General features: G+C 74.6%; 13 protein-coding genes. 5 read left to right on the top strand and 8 right to left on the bottom strand.

From position 1 onward, the window contains the following. Positions 1-161: 161 nt before the first annotated feature. From moeZ to ACFZDL_RS38705, 7 genes are all read right to left on the bottom strand, one after another. On the bottom strand, positions 162-1,340 hold the full coding sequence (gene moeZ / locus ACFZDL_RS38735) for an adenylyltransferase/sulfurtransferase MoeZ (protein ID WP_353587224.1): 1,179 nt from the start codon (positions 1,338-1,340) through the stop codon (positions 162-164). 156 nt (positions 1,341-1,496) lie between these two features. Next, on the bottom strand, positions 1,497-2,471 hold the full coding sequence (locus ACFZDL_RS38730) for an NAD-dependent epimerase/dehydratase (protein ID WP_353587225.1): 975 nt from the start codon (positions 2,469-2,471) through the stop codon (positions 1,497-1,499). A gap of 45 nt (positions 2,472-2,516) precedes the next feature. Further along, positions 2,517-3,689 (bottom strand): hypothetical protein, encoded by a 1,173-nt coding sequence (locus tag ACFZDL_RS38725; protein WP_353587226.1) that lies wholly within the window; start codon positions 3,687-3,689, stop codon positions 2,517-2,519. 311 nt (positions 3,690-4,000) lie between these two features. Continuing rightward, a complete protein-coding gene (locus tag ACFZDL_RS38720; protein ID WP_353587227.1) occupies positions 4,001-5,866 on the bottom strand; it encodes a DUF3492 domain-containing protein in 1,866 nt (621 codons plus the stop codon). A gap of 216 nt (positions 5,867-6,082) precedes the next feature. Continuing rightward, positions 6,083-7,231: a DUF3152 domain-containing protein gene (locus ACFZDL_RS38715; protein WP_353587228.1), complete on the bottom strand. Its 1,149-nt coding sequence runs from the start codon at positions 7,229-7,231 to the stop codon at positions 6,083-6,085. Between the two features lie 257 nt (positions 7,232-7,488). Then, positions 7,489-7,770, bottom strand: a complete 282-nt coding sequence (locus tag ACFZDL_RS38710) for a hypothetical protein (RefSeq protein ID WP_353587229.1) — start codon at positions 7,768-7,770, stop codon at positions 7,489-7,491. A gap of 11 nt (positions 7,771-7,781) precedes the next feature. Next, complete coding sequence (locus ACFZDL_RS38705) at positions 7,782-8,849, bottom strand: alpha/beta fold hydrolase (RefSeq protein ID WP_353587230.1); 1,068 nt, start codon at positions 8,847-8,849, stop codon at positions 7,782-7,784. A 177-nt stretch (positions 8,850-9,026) separates the two neighbouring features. Here ACFZDL_RS38705 and ACFZDL_RS38700 point away from each other — a divergent pair, with 177 nt between their 5' ends. The 4 genes from ACFZDL_RS38700 (at position 9,027) to ACFZDL_RS38685 (ending at position 10,929) form a co-directional block, all read left to right on the top strand. After that, on the top strand, positions 9,027-9,251 hold the full coding sequence (locus ACFZDL_RS38700; RefSeq protein WP_353587231.1) for a hypothetical protein: 225 nt from the start codon (positions 9,027-9,029) through the stop codon (positions 9,249-9,251). Positions 9,252-9,394: 143 nt separating this feature from the next. Next, positions 9,395-10,036, top strand: a complete 642-nt coding sequence (locus tag ACFZDL_RS38695; protein ID WP_353587233.1) for a TetR/AcrR family transcriptional regulator — start codon at positions 9,395-9,397, stop codon at positions 10,034-10,036. A 139-nt stretch (positions 10,037-10,175) separates the two neighbouring features. After that, positions 10,176-10,403: a DUF3107 domain-containing protein gene (locus ACFZDL_RS38690; RefSeq protein WP_353587234.1), complete on the top strand. Its 228-nt coding sequence runs from the start codon at positions 10,176-10,178 to the stop codon at positions 10,401-10,403. Between the two features lie 259 nt (positions 10,404-10,662). Then, positions 10,663-10,929 carry a hypothetical protein gene (locus tag ACFZDL_RS38685; protein ID WP_353587236.1) on the top strand — a complete coding sequence of 89 codons (267 nt, stop codon included), beginning with the start codon at positions 10,663-10,665 and terminating at the stop codon, positions 10,927-10,929. Positions 10,930-11,022: 93 nt separating this feature from the next. Here ACFZDL_RS38685 and ACFZDL_RS38680 read toward each other — a convergent pair whose 3' ends face one another. After that, complete coding sequence (locus ACFZDL_RS38680; protein ID WP_391193599.1) at positions 11,023-11,802, bottom strand: ferritin-like fold-containing protein; 780 nt, start codon at positions 11,800-11,802, stop codon at positions 11,023-11,025. Positions 11,803-12,257: 455 nt separating this feature from the next. Between ACFZDL_RS38680 and ACFZDL_RS38675 the strand changes: the two genes are divergently transcribed. After that, a complete protein-coding gene (locus ACFZDL_RS38675; RefSeq protein WP_353587240.1) occupies positions 12,258-14,036 on the top strand; it encodes a DEAD/DEAH box helicase in 1,779 nt (592 codons plus the stop codon). Positions 14,037-14,271 lie beyond the last annotated feature (235 nt).

The raw sequence follows: 14,271 nt of genomic DNA, 5'->3' as shown, positions 1-14,271 counted from the left end.
ACTCCCTCAACCCCGCAAGATCATCGCGTCCAACGGCCACGGTCCTCGCAACTCCCACAGATCGCGGGTGTTGCGAGGACCGTTAGAACCCAAGCGGTGCGGGGCCCTTCGCGTCTCTACGACGTCGCTACAGGGGTCGCTACGGCGTCGCTACGACCGCGTCAGTAGACGGGCTTCTCGGGCTCGATCTGGTTGACCCAGCCGATGACGCCGCCGCCCACATGGACCGCGTCGGAGAAGCCGGCGGACTTCAGGACGGCCAGCACTTCCGCCGATCGGACACCCGTCTTGCAATGCAAGACGATCTTCTTGTCCTGCGGAAGGTCCTGCAGGGCGCTGCCCATCAGGAACTCGTTCTTCGGGATCAGCCGGGCGCCGGGGATCGAGACGATCTCGTACTCGTTCGGCTCGCGGACGTCGATGATGTCGATGTTCTCGCCGTCGTCGATCCACTCCTTGAGCTGCTTGGGAGTGATCGTCGAACCGGCCGCCGCCTCCTGGGCCTCCTCCGACACGACGCCGCAGAAGGCCTCGTAGTCGATCAGCTCGGTGACGGTGGGGTTCTGACCGCAGACCGCGCAGTCGGGGTCCTTGCGGACCTTGACCTGGCGGTAGGACATCTCCAGGGCGTCGTAGATCATCAGACGGCCGACCAGCGGCTCGCCGGTGCCGGTGAGCACCTTGATGGCCTCGGTGACCTGGATCGAACCGATGGAGGCGCACAGCACACCGAGCACGCCGCCCTCGGCGCAGGACGGGACCATGCCGGGCGGCGGGGGCTCCGGGTACAGGCAGCGGTAGCAGGGACCGTGCTCGGACCAGAAGACCGACGCCTGGCCGTCGAAGCGGTAGATCGACCCCCAGACGTACGGCTTGTTCAGCAGCACGCACGCGTCGTTGACCAGATAGCGGGTGGCGAAGTTGTCCGTGCCGTCCACGATCAGGTCGTACTGGGAGAAGATCTCCATCACGTTGTCTGCCTCGAGGCGCTCCTCGTGCAGCACGACGTTGACATACGGGTTGATGCCGAGCACCGAGTCGCGCGCGGACTCCGCCTTGGAGCGGCCGATGTCCGACTGGCTGTGGATGATCTGGCGCTGCAGGTTGGACTCGTCTACCTCGTCGAACTCCACGATGCCGAGGGTGCCGACACCGGCCGCGGCGAGGTACATCAGCGCGGGCGAGCCGAGACCGCCCGCGCCCACACACAGCACCTTGGCGTTCTTCAGCCGCTTCTGCCCGTCCATCCCCACATCAGGGATGATCAGATGGCGTGAGTACCTGCGGACCTCGTCGACGGTGAGCTCGGCGGCCGGCTCGACCAGGGGTGGCAGCGACACGGGGACTCCGTAGTGGGTGGGAGCAGGGTTCTTCTCCTGGTAACACTGCCATGGCCCATCTCATTCCGAGACGGGTGGTCCGGTCCGCGAGACGGAACCGTCCCATCACCCGGGCAGCGCCGCCGCCGACCGTCGGCCCGGCCTTCCCGACCGCCCTCAGATCCGGCACGCCGCCTCCATCCAGATGTCGGCCAGGGATTCCTCCAGCGCGATCCTGGAGCGCCACCCGAGCCGGTCGCGCGCGGTGCGCACATCCGCCTGCTGCCAGCTGCCGCAGCCGTCCGGGTACGGATAACCCGCCCCGCCGCCCACATGCTCGACCTGGGGACCGGCCGGGCCGCCCGGGGCGGCGTGGTGCAGCGGGCCGCGCCCCGGCGGGCCGTCGATCTCGTGCAGCGTGCCGCCGTAGCCCGCCACCCGGGCCAGCACGGCGGCCGCGTCGCGCAGCCGGACGGCCCGCCCGCTGCCGATGTTGACGACCCCCTGCGCGGCCGAGAGCGAGGCCGCGTGCACCGCCCGCGCCACGTCCCGTACGTCCACGAAGTCGCGCTGCACCCCGAGGCCGCTCAGCTTCAGCTCGCCGTCCCCGGCCTGCATGGCCCGGCGCATCGCCTCGGCCAGCCGCCCCAGCGGCGACCCGGCCGGGGTGCCGGGCCCCACCGGCGAGAAGACCCGCAGCACCACCGCGTCCAGACCGGACCCCAGCACCAGCTCGGTCGCGGCCAGCTTGCTCACCCCGTACGGGCCGCCGGGGCGCGGCACGGCGTCCTCCGCCGTCGACGAGCCGGGCTGGGACGGCCCGTACTCGGACGAACAGCCGACCTGCACCAGGCGGGCGCCGCAGCCGCTGCGCCGCAGCGACTCGCAGATCGTCGCCACGGCCACGGTGTTGTGCCGGGTCAGCTCCCGCGCCCCGCCACGGGTCGCACCCGCGCAGTTGATCACCACTCCGGGGTGGACGGCGTTCAGGAACCGGGTCAGCGCGCCGGGGCTGCCGGTGGACAGGTCGAACCGCACATCGGCGTCGTCGCCGCGGCCGAGCGCGGTGAGCTGGACGGCGGGGTCGGCGAGCAGGTGTTCGGCGACATAGCGGCCGAGATATCCCCCGGAGCCGAGCAGCAGGACTCTCATCAGTCACGCTCCTGGGGCTGTGGGTCGGTCATGTCGTCGCTCATGTCATGTGCTCCTTGGGGTGATGGGGCGGAGGGGGGCGGCGAGTTCCGAAGCCTCGGGGTACGAGGCGGGGTACGCGTACGGGGCGCCCGGGGCGTGGGCCGAGGCGCGGGAGAGCGCGGCGAAGGCGTACGCCAGCAGCGCGAGGGCGGTGACGCCGCAGACCGCGGCCGGGACGGGGGCGGGTCCGCAGACGGCCGAGGCCTCCGCCACGGCCTCGGCGAGCGCCCCGCCGCCCGGCAGCCGGCCCGCCGCGGCCCCGCCCAGCACCGCCGCCTCGGCCGCGCAGGCCACGGCGGTGCCGGTGGCGGCGGCCCCGCGGAAGCCGTGGACGGCGAGCAGCCGGGCGACGAACAGCAGGACGCACACGGTCACCACGGCCGCGCCGGCCGTCGGGACGGCCTGGGGCGGGCGGGCGGGCAGCGGCAGCGCGAACCGGACGGCGAGCCGGACCGCGAGCACCAGGGGCGGCAGGGCACAGAGGAAGAGCGCCACCGCGCCCGCGAGCAGCGGCCGCACCCCCGCCCCGAACTCCGCGAGCCCACGGCTGCCCGCCAGCCTCCGGCGCGCCCGCCGGGCGAACCAGCGCGCACACCACGCGGCGGGCGCGACGGCGAGGGCGAGGACGACGACCGCCTCTGCGGCGGACGCGGCGCCGTACGGGCGCCAGGCGCCGGTCCTGAGCCCGTCGAGCAGCCAGTCGCCGCACAGGGCGTACGCGATGAGCCAGCCGGCGCGGAGCAGCCCGGCCAGCCGCCCGGCCACCCCGCCGCCCCGCACCCTCAGCGGCCCGCGCGCCAGGCACAGCCACAACGCGGCCACCGCCAGCGCGCCCCCACCCGCCCCGGCAGCCACCCGCACCCCCGCCACCCCGCCCTGCGCCCTGGCCAGCCCGACGGCGGTCGCCGCCCCCAGCACCCCGGGCACCAGGTGCAGCGCGCCCAGAGCCAGCCGCCCGCCGACCCGCCCGCGCGACGGCGCGACCGCCGGGCCGGCCGGGTCGCCCGGGCCCTCGTCGTCGCGGGGGACGCGCGCGTACAGCTCCTCGGCGAGCGAGAAGACATCCCGATGCCGGAACCGGGCGGCGGTGCGGTCCGTCACGCCATGGGCCTCGAGACCTGCGGCGATCTCCAGCGGATCGACGGCGTGCGCACACAACTCGTGATGCCGCTGCATCAACTCCCGCACAGGATCGGCGAACCCCACCTCCCCGGCGGACCCTTCCTGCGCCCCCGACGACGGAGCGCCCCCGCCCCCTGCGGGCGCCGCGCTCACGAGCGCGCGTGACGTCGCGTCCCATCCCCCGGGGCTCCGCGGAGTCCGCGGGGCGTCCGCCTGACGCCCCCGCCGCGCGGGCCCTCCCTCACCCCCAGGGCCCGACGTTCCGCCCGCGCCGGACGGCGCACCGCCGTCCCCATCCCCGGAAGTCCCGGGAGCCGCCCCGGTGGCGTCGGCGTCCTCCGGGCCCGCATCGCCTGGACGCCGGCTCATGGGCGCGCCTCTTCGGGTAGCGGGGCGTACGGGCCCGGGTCCCAGGGGTCCGGTTCGGGGGCGGACGGGGCCGTGGCCCAGGTGGGGGTGTGGGTCGCGACGGAGGGGCCCGGGCCGCCGGTGGCCGCCCAGCGGCCTGGGATGTGGGCCTCCGCCGGGCGGGCGAAGAGCACGGGCTCGCCGTCCGGGCCGTACTCCCCCCGGTGTACCGGGCAGTGCGACATGAGCTCCAGATAGATGCCGCGGAAGGCCACCACGTTCTGTTCGGCGGTGAAGAGCTCCAGCGCGCGGGCGCGCGCCGCGGCGCCCAGGCGCTCGCGGCGCTCGGGGTCGGCGAGGAGTTCGAGGCACGCGTCACCGAGTGCCCGTGGGTTGCGCGGCGGGACCACCAGGCCCGTGCCGCCGATGACCTCGCACACCGCTCCGACGTCCGTCGACACCGTGGCGCGCCCGCAGAACATCGCCTCCACCAGCCCGACCGGGAAGCCCTCGACGACGCTGGAGAGCACCACCACGCTCCCGGCCGCGTACGCGTCCGCCGCGGACGGCAGCCCCGGGTCGCCGAGGCGTTCGAAGGAGACCGGGTGGTCGGGGGGGTCGTCGGGGAAGAGGTGGGCGGCCAGGGCGCGGCACTGGGCCGGGTAGCCCCCGGCTGCGGAGGCAGGGCGCCCGGTCTCGACGAGGCGCAGCCGTGCCCGGGGCACCGCCCGCCGCACCTGGGCGAAGGCGTGCAGCAGCGCCACGACGTCCTTGGCGGGCTCGAGACGGCCCAGCCACACCAGCGTCCAGCCGTCGTCGCCTCGCGCCCCCGCGCCGCCGCCCGCACCGCGCTCGCCGACCTCCGCGAAGCGGCTCGCGTCCATGCCGGGGTAGACGGTGCGCAGCCGCTCCGGGGCGGCGCCGCAGCGCTCCTGCCAGCGGCGCGCATGGGTGTTGCCGGGGGTGATCAGCGCCGCGCGGGCGTACGCCTCGGCGGTCAGCCGGCCCTGGAACGAGGCGAGCAGCGTCCGCGCCGGGGCGGAGAGCACCGCGCGGCCCGGACCCGCCGCGCTCGTCAGGTAGTGCTCGCGCAGCCGTACGCCGCACTCGGTGACCAGGAGAGGGGTGCCGAAGAAGTGCCGGGCCAGCAGCCCCGGGAGTACGGCCGGGCCCGCGGAGGCGGCGTGGCACAGGTCCACGCCGGACAGTCCCGGCTCAGCAGCTGAGCCCTCGCGGGCGGAGCCGTCGCCGTACCAGTCGAGCGACAGCGGGCGCAGCGCGCGCTCCAGGGCGGCGGTGACGGTCAGCAGGTCGGCCACCCGCGCCCGGTGCGCGCCCTGAAGGGCACCGGGTGTGTGGCAGGCCCGCTCCAGCGCGCGCACGGCCGTCTCGGAACGCAGCACGGCGGGCAATCCGCCGTGTTCCCGGGCCAGCTCGGCGAGCCCGTACAGGCCGCTGGCGAAACGGTCCGCCTGCCATCCGGCGGCCCCGGCCGACACGGTGGCCCCGGCGGACCCGACGACCCCGGGAGCCCCTGGAATCCCGGTGGCGCCGGGGTTCCCGGGTCCGCCCGGCGCGCTGATCGCCGCCGCCAGGTCCCCGAAGCACTCCGCGAACCGCCGCCGCTCGCGCCGCCCGTACCGCCCCCGGCCCCCGCCCCGGCGCGGCGCCCGCGCCCCCTCGCCCCACAGCGGCGCGGTGCGGACCCGCCGCACCGCGCCGGGCAGCTCCACGAAGCCGCCCGCCGCCTGGCGGGCGCTCCGGCTGAGGGCGTAGACCTCGAACTCGTGGTGGGCCAGCCCCCGTACCAGCCGGTCGCACCACAGCCGGGCCTCACCACCCGCGTACGGATACCCACCCTCCGTGAGCAGTCCCACGCGCATGAGCGCACCCCCGATCTCGCATGTCGGCAAGCCGTCGCGCCGCCGTCCGGCAGCGGGAGCACGTTATGCGGGCGGGGTGGTGGTGCGACGGACGGTTGTCCGTCGCACCACCGGAAGGGGTGAACGCCCGTGACCTTCCCCGGCGTCAGGCGTTGTGGGGCTCCGTACGACAAACGGCGGGCGGCAGTGGCACCGCCGCAGTGGTACGGCCGTCCGTCACCTGGGGTACGGCCAGGCGTTCGGCCGACAGGTCACCCCGTCGGTCGTCAGGAACTTGGTCTGCTGCATCATCACCGGCGCCAGCGCGCCCTGCCGGCCGCAGATCTCGTGGTTGTGCCCGAGCCGGTGGCCCACCTCGTGGTTGATGAGCATCTGCCGGTACGCGTGCATCTTGTCGTCGCCGAAGGTCTTCGCGCCCTGCGCCCACCGATAGGCGTTGATCATGACGCGCTCGGTGGAGGCGGAGTCGCAGGAGACGTTGTCCTGGGTGGTGTCCAGACCGGATTTCAGACACCACTTCGCGGTGGTGCCGGGGCTCGCCAGCGTGATCACGAAGTCGACGCGGCCGGAGGAGACCCGGTCGAAGGAACGGGTCCCGCCGTGGCCCCAACTGCGGTCGTCGTTCAGCGTCTTGTGCACGGCCTGCGCGAACAGCTCGCCGTCCAGCGGCAGCCCCTTCTCCACGTCCACGCGGTAGCGCAGCTCCCGGCCCCGGCCGGTCCCCTTGTCCTGCCCGGGGATGGTCGTGAACGCGCCGGATCCGCTCAGTTTCGGGTCCAGCGGGAACTTCCGCGTCATCAGCGTGTCGTACGAGGTGGCTCTCGGGGCCGGGATGGTGGGGTCGGGCCGCGCCGCCCGCTCGCCGCGCCCGTCGTCGCCGTCGCCCGCGGCGTCGGTGCGCCCCGCGCCGCCCTGGGCCCGCGCGGTGTTGCCGCTGTCCTGCGGCCCGTTGGCCACCTGTCCGGCGACCACGACCGCCAGCACGGTGGTCACGGCCGCGGCGGCCACGCCGGTGAACGTCCGGCCCTTGCCGCCCTTGGCGGCGTCCCCGGCCTCCTGGGGCCCGTCCTCACCGTCGTCTTCCGCGTCGGCAGCGTCCGTGGCGCGAGGGTCGTCGTGCGTCCCGCGCCCGTCGGCGCCGGCGCGGCGCGGCGCCGACGGGGCGCCCGCGGCGAAGACGTCCTCGCCGTCACAGTCGAGGGCTTCGAAGGTGTCGAACGCGTCGACGTACTCCTTGCGCGGGCCGGGCATCAGGCCGCCCACCGTCGCGCCCTGCGGAGGGCTCGCGGTCCGCGCCCCGAACGACGCCCGCGCCCCGCCGGGAACACCACCCGGGCCGCCCGGACCGCCGGGGCCTTGGGGCACACCGCTCAATCCGCCGCGCCGCACCGGACCACCAGGGCCGGCCTGACCCACGGGGCGCGCCTGACCACCGGGACGCCCCGGACCGCCGGGACCCGCCGGGCCCCCGGGGCCACCCGGGACCATCCGGCCACCCGGTCCACCCGGTCCGCCCATGGCGCCCCAGCCGCCGCCCGGCTCGTGGTGCTCCGGGTGCCCGCCCCTGGCCCGCGGCACCCCGGGCCCCTGCGGACGCATCCGCGGCACGCCCTGCGGCGGCGTCACGCCAGGATCCACACCGGGCCCAGGACCGGGTCCGGAACCAGGCCCAAAACCAGGACCGGGCCCCACAACAGGCCCTGCGCCAGGACCGACACCAGGACCGGCACCAGGACCCGGGCCCGGCACCACCCGTCGCCTGCGGCCGGTGCCCGGCCCCCCGGCCGGGCCGGGAGGTGTGTACTCAACGAAGCCGGGACCGGCACCGGGGCCACGGCCGCCACCAGGCGCGGGGCCTTGGCCCGCCTGCCCGGACCGGCGGCCGCGGTCCTCCTGGCTGCCACGTGCGCTGTGTTTACCCACGCGCCGCACTGCTCCCGTCCGCGCCGGGCACCGAGGCGGTCCGCATCCCCGGGTCGCCCCGGCGGCCACCGTCCTCCCGGCCCTCCCGGCCTGCTCTGCCTTCTCTGCCTGTCACGTCGTCGAGCAGTTCGCGCATCCCCCGCGCCACTGCCTCGGGATACTCCATCATCGCCACGTGCCCCGCGTCCACCAGCGTCAACAGCCGCGAGTCGCGGAAGGCCGCCCCGGCCCGCTGCGCCATGCGGTAGGACACCAGCTGGTCCCGCATGCCGTACACCAGCAGCGTCGGCGCCAGCACCCGCTCGGCCAGCCGCCACATCGAGTGCTGGCCGCCGAGCGTGTACGAATCGACGAGGCCGCGCGCCGAGCGCGTCAGCGCGTCCCAGAAGTACGGGAGGGCGAGGCGCCGCTCGAACTCCTCCACCGCCAGCGCGAAGTGCTCGGCGCTGACCCGCCCCGGGTCACCGTAGGTGAGCGCCATCACCTCGCGGGTGCGCCGCTCCGCGTTCCAGTCCTTGGTGAGCCGGGTGAACAGCCGGGTCACGCCGGGGATCGCGAGCAGGCCGGTGGGGACCGCGGTGCGCTGGGGGCGCAGCTCGGGCAGCGCGGGTGAGACGAGGGTGAGGGTGCGCACCAGGTCCGGTCGCAGAGCGGCGACGCGGGTGGAGACCGCGCCGCCGAGTGAATTGCCGACCAGGTGCACGGGCCCGCGCTCGCTCGTGTCGAGATAGCGGATCACGGCACGGGCGTGGCCGGGTATGGAGTAGTCGCCGTCGTCCGGCGGCGGGGAGTCGCCGAAGCCGGGCAGGTCGAGGGCTTCTCCGTCCACCCGGTCGGCGAGCGGTTCCATCAAAAGGGACCAGTTCTGAGAGGAGCCGCCGAGCCCGTGCACATACAGGGCGGGCGGCAGACCGTTCCGAACCGGCGGTCGAGACCGTACGGTGAGAGTGAGCCCGGGGAGGCGCACGGTGCGCAGCCGCTCCCCCGCTCCGACGCGAACGGGCCGGGCGGGCGGGACCGCGGGGACGATGCGGGCATCCGGCTGCTCGGTCGAAGACATGCGGCAATGTTACGAGACGATCACACTCGGAGCCCCTGTGTTCGCCCTCACAGGCCGCGTAGCGTCCGAAAGTGAGCTCTCCTAGGCTCGTAAGCACACAGGGACGATCACTCCGGGCCGGGGCGGACGGGACAGCGCCCGCACCCGGGTACCCGAGGAACCTGAGGAAGGGGAGAAATGTCCATCGACCCCAGCGACCCCGAGACCTTCGAGGAAGACGACGCCACCGAATTCGCCGTGGAGGACGTCGAAGCGCCTGAAGTGGACGCCGCGGAGCAGCATCTCGACCTCCTTCCGCACCGGGACGAGCCCATGAACGGCGACGCCCTGGTGGAGGCGAACGAGGCGGACCGCATGGAGCAGACCCGGGTCGTCGAGGTGGACGAGGACGACTACTCGTGAACCGCGCCATTTGTCAGCTTTATCGACTTTCCACGGAGTGCGGCCCGTGAAATTCTCAGTACGGACCGCGCGCCGCCCTGTTACCCAAAAGTACGATGGCGACGCGGTGGACACCGTGCACAGAACACACATTGGGAGGCGGCGTGACAGCCATCGAGCAGACCGAGGCGCGCCCGCGGGGCACGCGCCTGCCGCGCCGAGCCCGACGGAACCAGCTCCTGGGGGCGGCCCAGGAGGTCTTCGTGGCACAGGGTTATCACGCGGCGGCCATGGACGACATCGCCGAGCGCGCCGGGGTCAGCAAGCCCGTGCTCTACCAGCACTTCCCGGGCAAGCTCGACCTCTATCTGGCCCTGCTTGACCAGCACTGCGAGGCGCTGCTGCAGGCGGTGCGCACCGCGCTGGCGTCGACGACCGAGAACAAGCAGCGCGTCGCCGCCACCATGGACGCCTACTTCGCGTACGTCGAGAACGAGGGCGGTGCCTTCCGCCTGGTGTTCGAGTCGGACCTGACCAACGAGCCGGCCGTGCGCGAGCGCGTGGACCGGGTCTCGATGCAGTGCGCCGAGGCGATCAGCGAGGTGATCGCCGAGGACACCGGCCTGTCGAAGGACGAGTCGATGCTGCTGGCGGTCGGCCTCGGCGGGGTCTCGCAGGTGGTCGCGCGCTACTGGCTCTCCAGCGAGAGCGCCGTGCCGCGCGATACGGCGGTGCAGCTTCTCACCTCGCTCGCCTGGCGGGGGATCGCGGGCTTCCCGCTGCACGGGGCCGACGGCGGCCACTGAGCCGCGGGCGGCGGCCGGGTCGTGTGTTCGCTGCGGGCGTGCGCCCGTACGGCCCGTCCGGTCTCCGCGCCCGGCTAATGTGTGCTGCGTACGGCGCGGCTGGCCGCGCACCCCAACTGACCGTCGGAGGGACAAAGCCGTGGAGGTCAAGATCGGCGTGCAGCACGCGCCCCGCGAGATCATCTTGGAGAGCGGGCAGTCTGCCGAGGAAGTCGAGCGCGCGGTGGCCGACGCGCTCGCCGGCAAGGCGCAGCTGCTGACCCTGGTGGACGAGCACGGCCGCAAGGTCCTGATCCCGTCCGACCGGCTCGCATACGTCGAGATCGGTGAGCCGGCCGCCCGTAAGGTCGGCTTCAGCGCGCTCTGAGCAGCGTCCGCGCCAACGGAAGGCGGCGGGGCCCGGTGGGAATCCTCACCGGGCCCCGCCGCTTTCCGTGCGCCCGCTTTCCGTGCGCCCGCTTTCCGTGCGCCCGCTTTCCGTGCGCCCGCGCGGAACGCCCGCTTCGAGTTCGGCCGGCCGGGCAGGGTTGCCCGCCTCCGGCCGGGGGTAGTACGGCTGCGACCGGGGCTCGGCGCCGACGTACCACGCGGCCCGGGCGCCGATCCGCTCACGGGAAGGACGCACCATGATCTTGGAAGCGCTCGGCTCCCTACTGATCGGTCTCGCCATCGCCTACGGGGCGGGCCGCTGGCAGCCCCGAAGGTTCCATTCCCGACGCCTGCTGCTGTCCACCGGCCCGGCGGCCGCGCTCCTCGGCTCCCTGCTCACCCACACCGTGCTGGGCTCGGGCCACACACCGACGGTGCTGATCGTCGCGCTCGGCTTCTCGGTGGCGCTGCTGTCGCTGCTGATCCGCCCGGCGCGCGGGCTCCGCCGCTCCGCGCCGGCCTGAGAGGCACCACCCACCCCACACGTACCGCGGCCCGCACCCCTCCCGGGGCGCGGGCCGCGCGCTACCGCTCCGCCCGGCGGCTCGGGACGCGGCTCAGGACGCCAGGCCCAGCGCGGCCATCCGCTTGGTGTGCGCCTCGGTGATCCGGGAGAACATCCGGCCGACCTCCGCCAGGTCGAAGCCGTCCGCCACCCCGCCCACCAGCATCGTGGACAGCGCGTCGCGCTCCGCGACCACGCGCTGCGCCTGCGACAGCGCCTCGCCCATCAGCCGCCGCGCCCACAGCGCCAGCCGCCCGCCGACCCGCGGGTCCGCCTCGATGGCCGCCCGCACCTTCTCCACCGCGAACGAGGCGTGACCGGTGTCGTCGAGCACGCTCAGCACCAGCCCGCGGGTGTCCGAGTCCAGCCGGGCCGCCACCTCGCGGTAGAAGTCGCTGGCGATCGAGTCGCCGACGTACGCCTTGACCAGGCCCTCCAGCCAGTCCGACGGCGCGGTCTGGCGGTGGAACCCGTCCAGCGCCGCCGCGAAGGGCTCCATGGCCGCCGTCGGCTGCTCGCCCACCTCCGCCAGCCGGTCTCTGAGCTGCTGGAAGTGGTGGAATTCGGCGGACGCCATCTTCGCCAGCTCCGCCTTGTCCTCCAGCGTGGGCGCCAGCTTGGCGTCCTCGGCCAGGCGCTCGAAGGCGGCCAGCTCGCCGTAGGCGAGGGCGCCGAGCAGGTCCACCACGGCGGCGCGGTACTGCGGCTCGGCGGCCGCCCGCGCCCAGTCCTGGGCGGCGATCCCGGTGCGCTCCCCGTCGGCGTGTCCCTCGGTGCGCTCCCCGGCGGCGGGGCCGTTCTCCGGTGTGTCAGACGTCTCCATGGTCCGCACAATAGCCCGCTGAGCGCCCCGCGGAAGGCCCTGGTCAGCCGGGACCGGCAACGGGGCGCATCCGGCATCCCGGTCACAGATGCGCGGTCTCGGGGTACAGTGCTATTGGCGCCCGTCGAGTATCGGCGGGTCGTTCCACGCATACGGATGCCCGGTCGGTGGCCCGATCGGCTCCAAACCGACCGCCCTCCGCGCGGCGCGCATGCAATCGTGCGCACGGCAGGAGGGACCCGCTCGCGGTATGAGCGCTCGAGCGAGGGCAGTGGTCCCGCGCCGGACCGGCCACCCCAAGGCCGGTTGTACTCGGGGCGCCGTGCGACCCCCTTCGCCGCCTCACGCCGCGTCTCACAGAAGAGGCAAGCATCCTGACCACTTTCCGAGACCTCGGGATCCTCCCCGAGACGGCCGAGGCCCTTGAGGCCGTCGGCATCACGTCCCCGTTCCCCATCCAAGAGATGACGCTCCCCGTGGCCCTCTCGGGCTCCGACGTCATCGGCCAGGCCAAGACCGGCACCGGCAAGACGCTGGGCTTCGGCCTCCCGCTGCTGGAGCGCGTCACCGTCCCCGCGGACGTCGAGGCGGGCCGGGCCGAGCCCGAGCAGCTGACCGACGCCCCGCAGGCGCTCGTGGTCGTCCCCACCCGCGAGCTCTGCCAGCAGGTCACCAACGATCTGCTCACCGCCGGCAAGGTCCGCGCCGTGCGCGTCCTGGCGATCTACGGCGGCCGTGCGTACGAACCGCAGGTCGAGGCCCTGAAGAAGGGCGTCGACGTGGTCGTCGGCACCCCCGGCCGGCTGCTCGACCTGGCGGGCCAGAAGAAGCTGCGGCTCTCCGCCGTCAAGTCCCTCGTCCTCGACGAGGCCGATGAGATGCTCGACCTGGGCTTCCTGCCCGACGTCGAGAAGATCATCCAGATGCTGCCCGCCAAACGCCAGACGATGCTCTTCTCGGCGACCATGCCGGGCCAGGTCATCTCGCTGGCCCGGCGCTACATGTCGCAGCCCACCCACATCCGCGCCACCGCGCCGGACGACGAGGGCGCGACCGTCGCGAACATCACTCAGCATGTCTTCCGGGCCCACTCCCTGGACAAGCCGGAGGTCGTGGCGCGGGTGCTGCAGGCCGAGGGCCGCGGGCTCGTCATGATCTTCTGCCGTACGAAGCGGACCGCCGCCGACATCGCCGACCAGCTCTCCCGCCGCGGGTTCGCCTCCGGCGCGGTGCACGGCGACCTCGGCCAGGGGGCGCGCGAGCAGGCGCTGCGCGCCTTCCGCAACGGCAAGGTCGATGTGCTGGTGGCCACCGATGTCGCCGCGCGCGGCATCGACGTCGAGGGCGTCACGCATGTGATCAACTACCAGTCCCCCGAGGATGAGAAGACGTATCTGCACCGCATCGGCCGCACCGGCCGCGCGGGCGCGTCGGGCACGGCCATCACCCTCGTCGACTGGGACGACATCCCGCGCTGGCAGCTGATCAACAAGGCGCTCGACCTGCCGTTCAACGAGCCGGAGGAGACCTACTCCACCTCCGAGCACCTGTACGAGCTGCTGAACATCCCGGAGGGCACCACCGGTGTCCTGCCGCGCGCCGAGCGCACCCGGGCGGGCCTGGACGCCGAGGAGATCGAAGACCTCGGCGAGACCGGCGCCCGCGGCGCCCGGTCCGGGCGCACCCGCCGCTCGGCGGCGCCCGCCGAGGAGCGCCCCGCCCGCACCCGCACGCCGCGCCAGCGGCGCCGGCTGCGCGGCGGCGTGGTGGTCGACGGGGAGGCCGACGGTTCGGCTCAGGCGGGCGAGGCGGCCGAGGCCGCCGTGGACACCGCGGACGGCACGGCCCAGGCCCCGGCCCCGGAGGCCGGCGCCGAGCCGAAGCAGCCCCGCCGCCGGCGCCGCACCCGCGCCGGAGTCGCGGCCAAGGCGGCCGACACCGGCACCGACGCCGAGGCGGCAGTCGCCACGGCCGAGGGCCCGGCCACGGCCGTGACCGACACCGCCCAGCCCCAGCCCGAGGCGGCCCCCGAGTCCGCCGAGGCCGCCGAGGCCCCGGCCGCCAAGCCGCGCCGTCGCCGCACCCGCGGCTCGGCGGCCAAGGCCGCGGAAGCGGCGGCGCCGGCTCCGACGGAGCCCGAGGCGGCCCCGGCCGAGGCCGGGGAAGGCGAGGCCAAGCCGGTCCGCCGCCGTCGCCGCACCCGCTCGGCGGCGTCGAAGGCCGAAGCCACCGAGACGAGCTGACGCCACCCGCCCCAACCGCCCGAAGGGCCCGATCCGCTCCCACGGACCGGGCCCTTCGGCCTCCCTGGCCCCGGCTCACGGCCACGCAGCGACACCGCCGCGCGGGCGCAGCGGCCGATTTCCCGAGCGGCCGGCACCGGCACCCGCCACCAGCCACGACCGGCCGTCAGAGGCAGCGACCGACCTCGGCGTCACCCGCGCGGTGGCATCACCGCAGGCGGCCGCGGACCCTCCG

The sequence above is a fragment of the Streptomyces sp. NPDC007917 genome (assembly GCF_042959105.1).
Lineage (GTDB): Bacteria > Actinomycetota > Actinomycetes > Streptomycetales > Streptomycetaceae > Streptomyces.
This window is presented reverse-complemented; position numbering and strand designations above follow the sequence as displayed.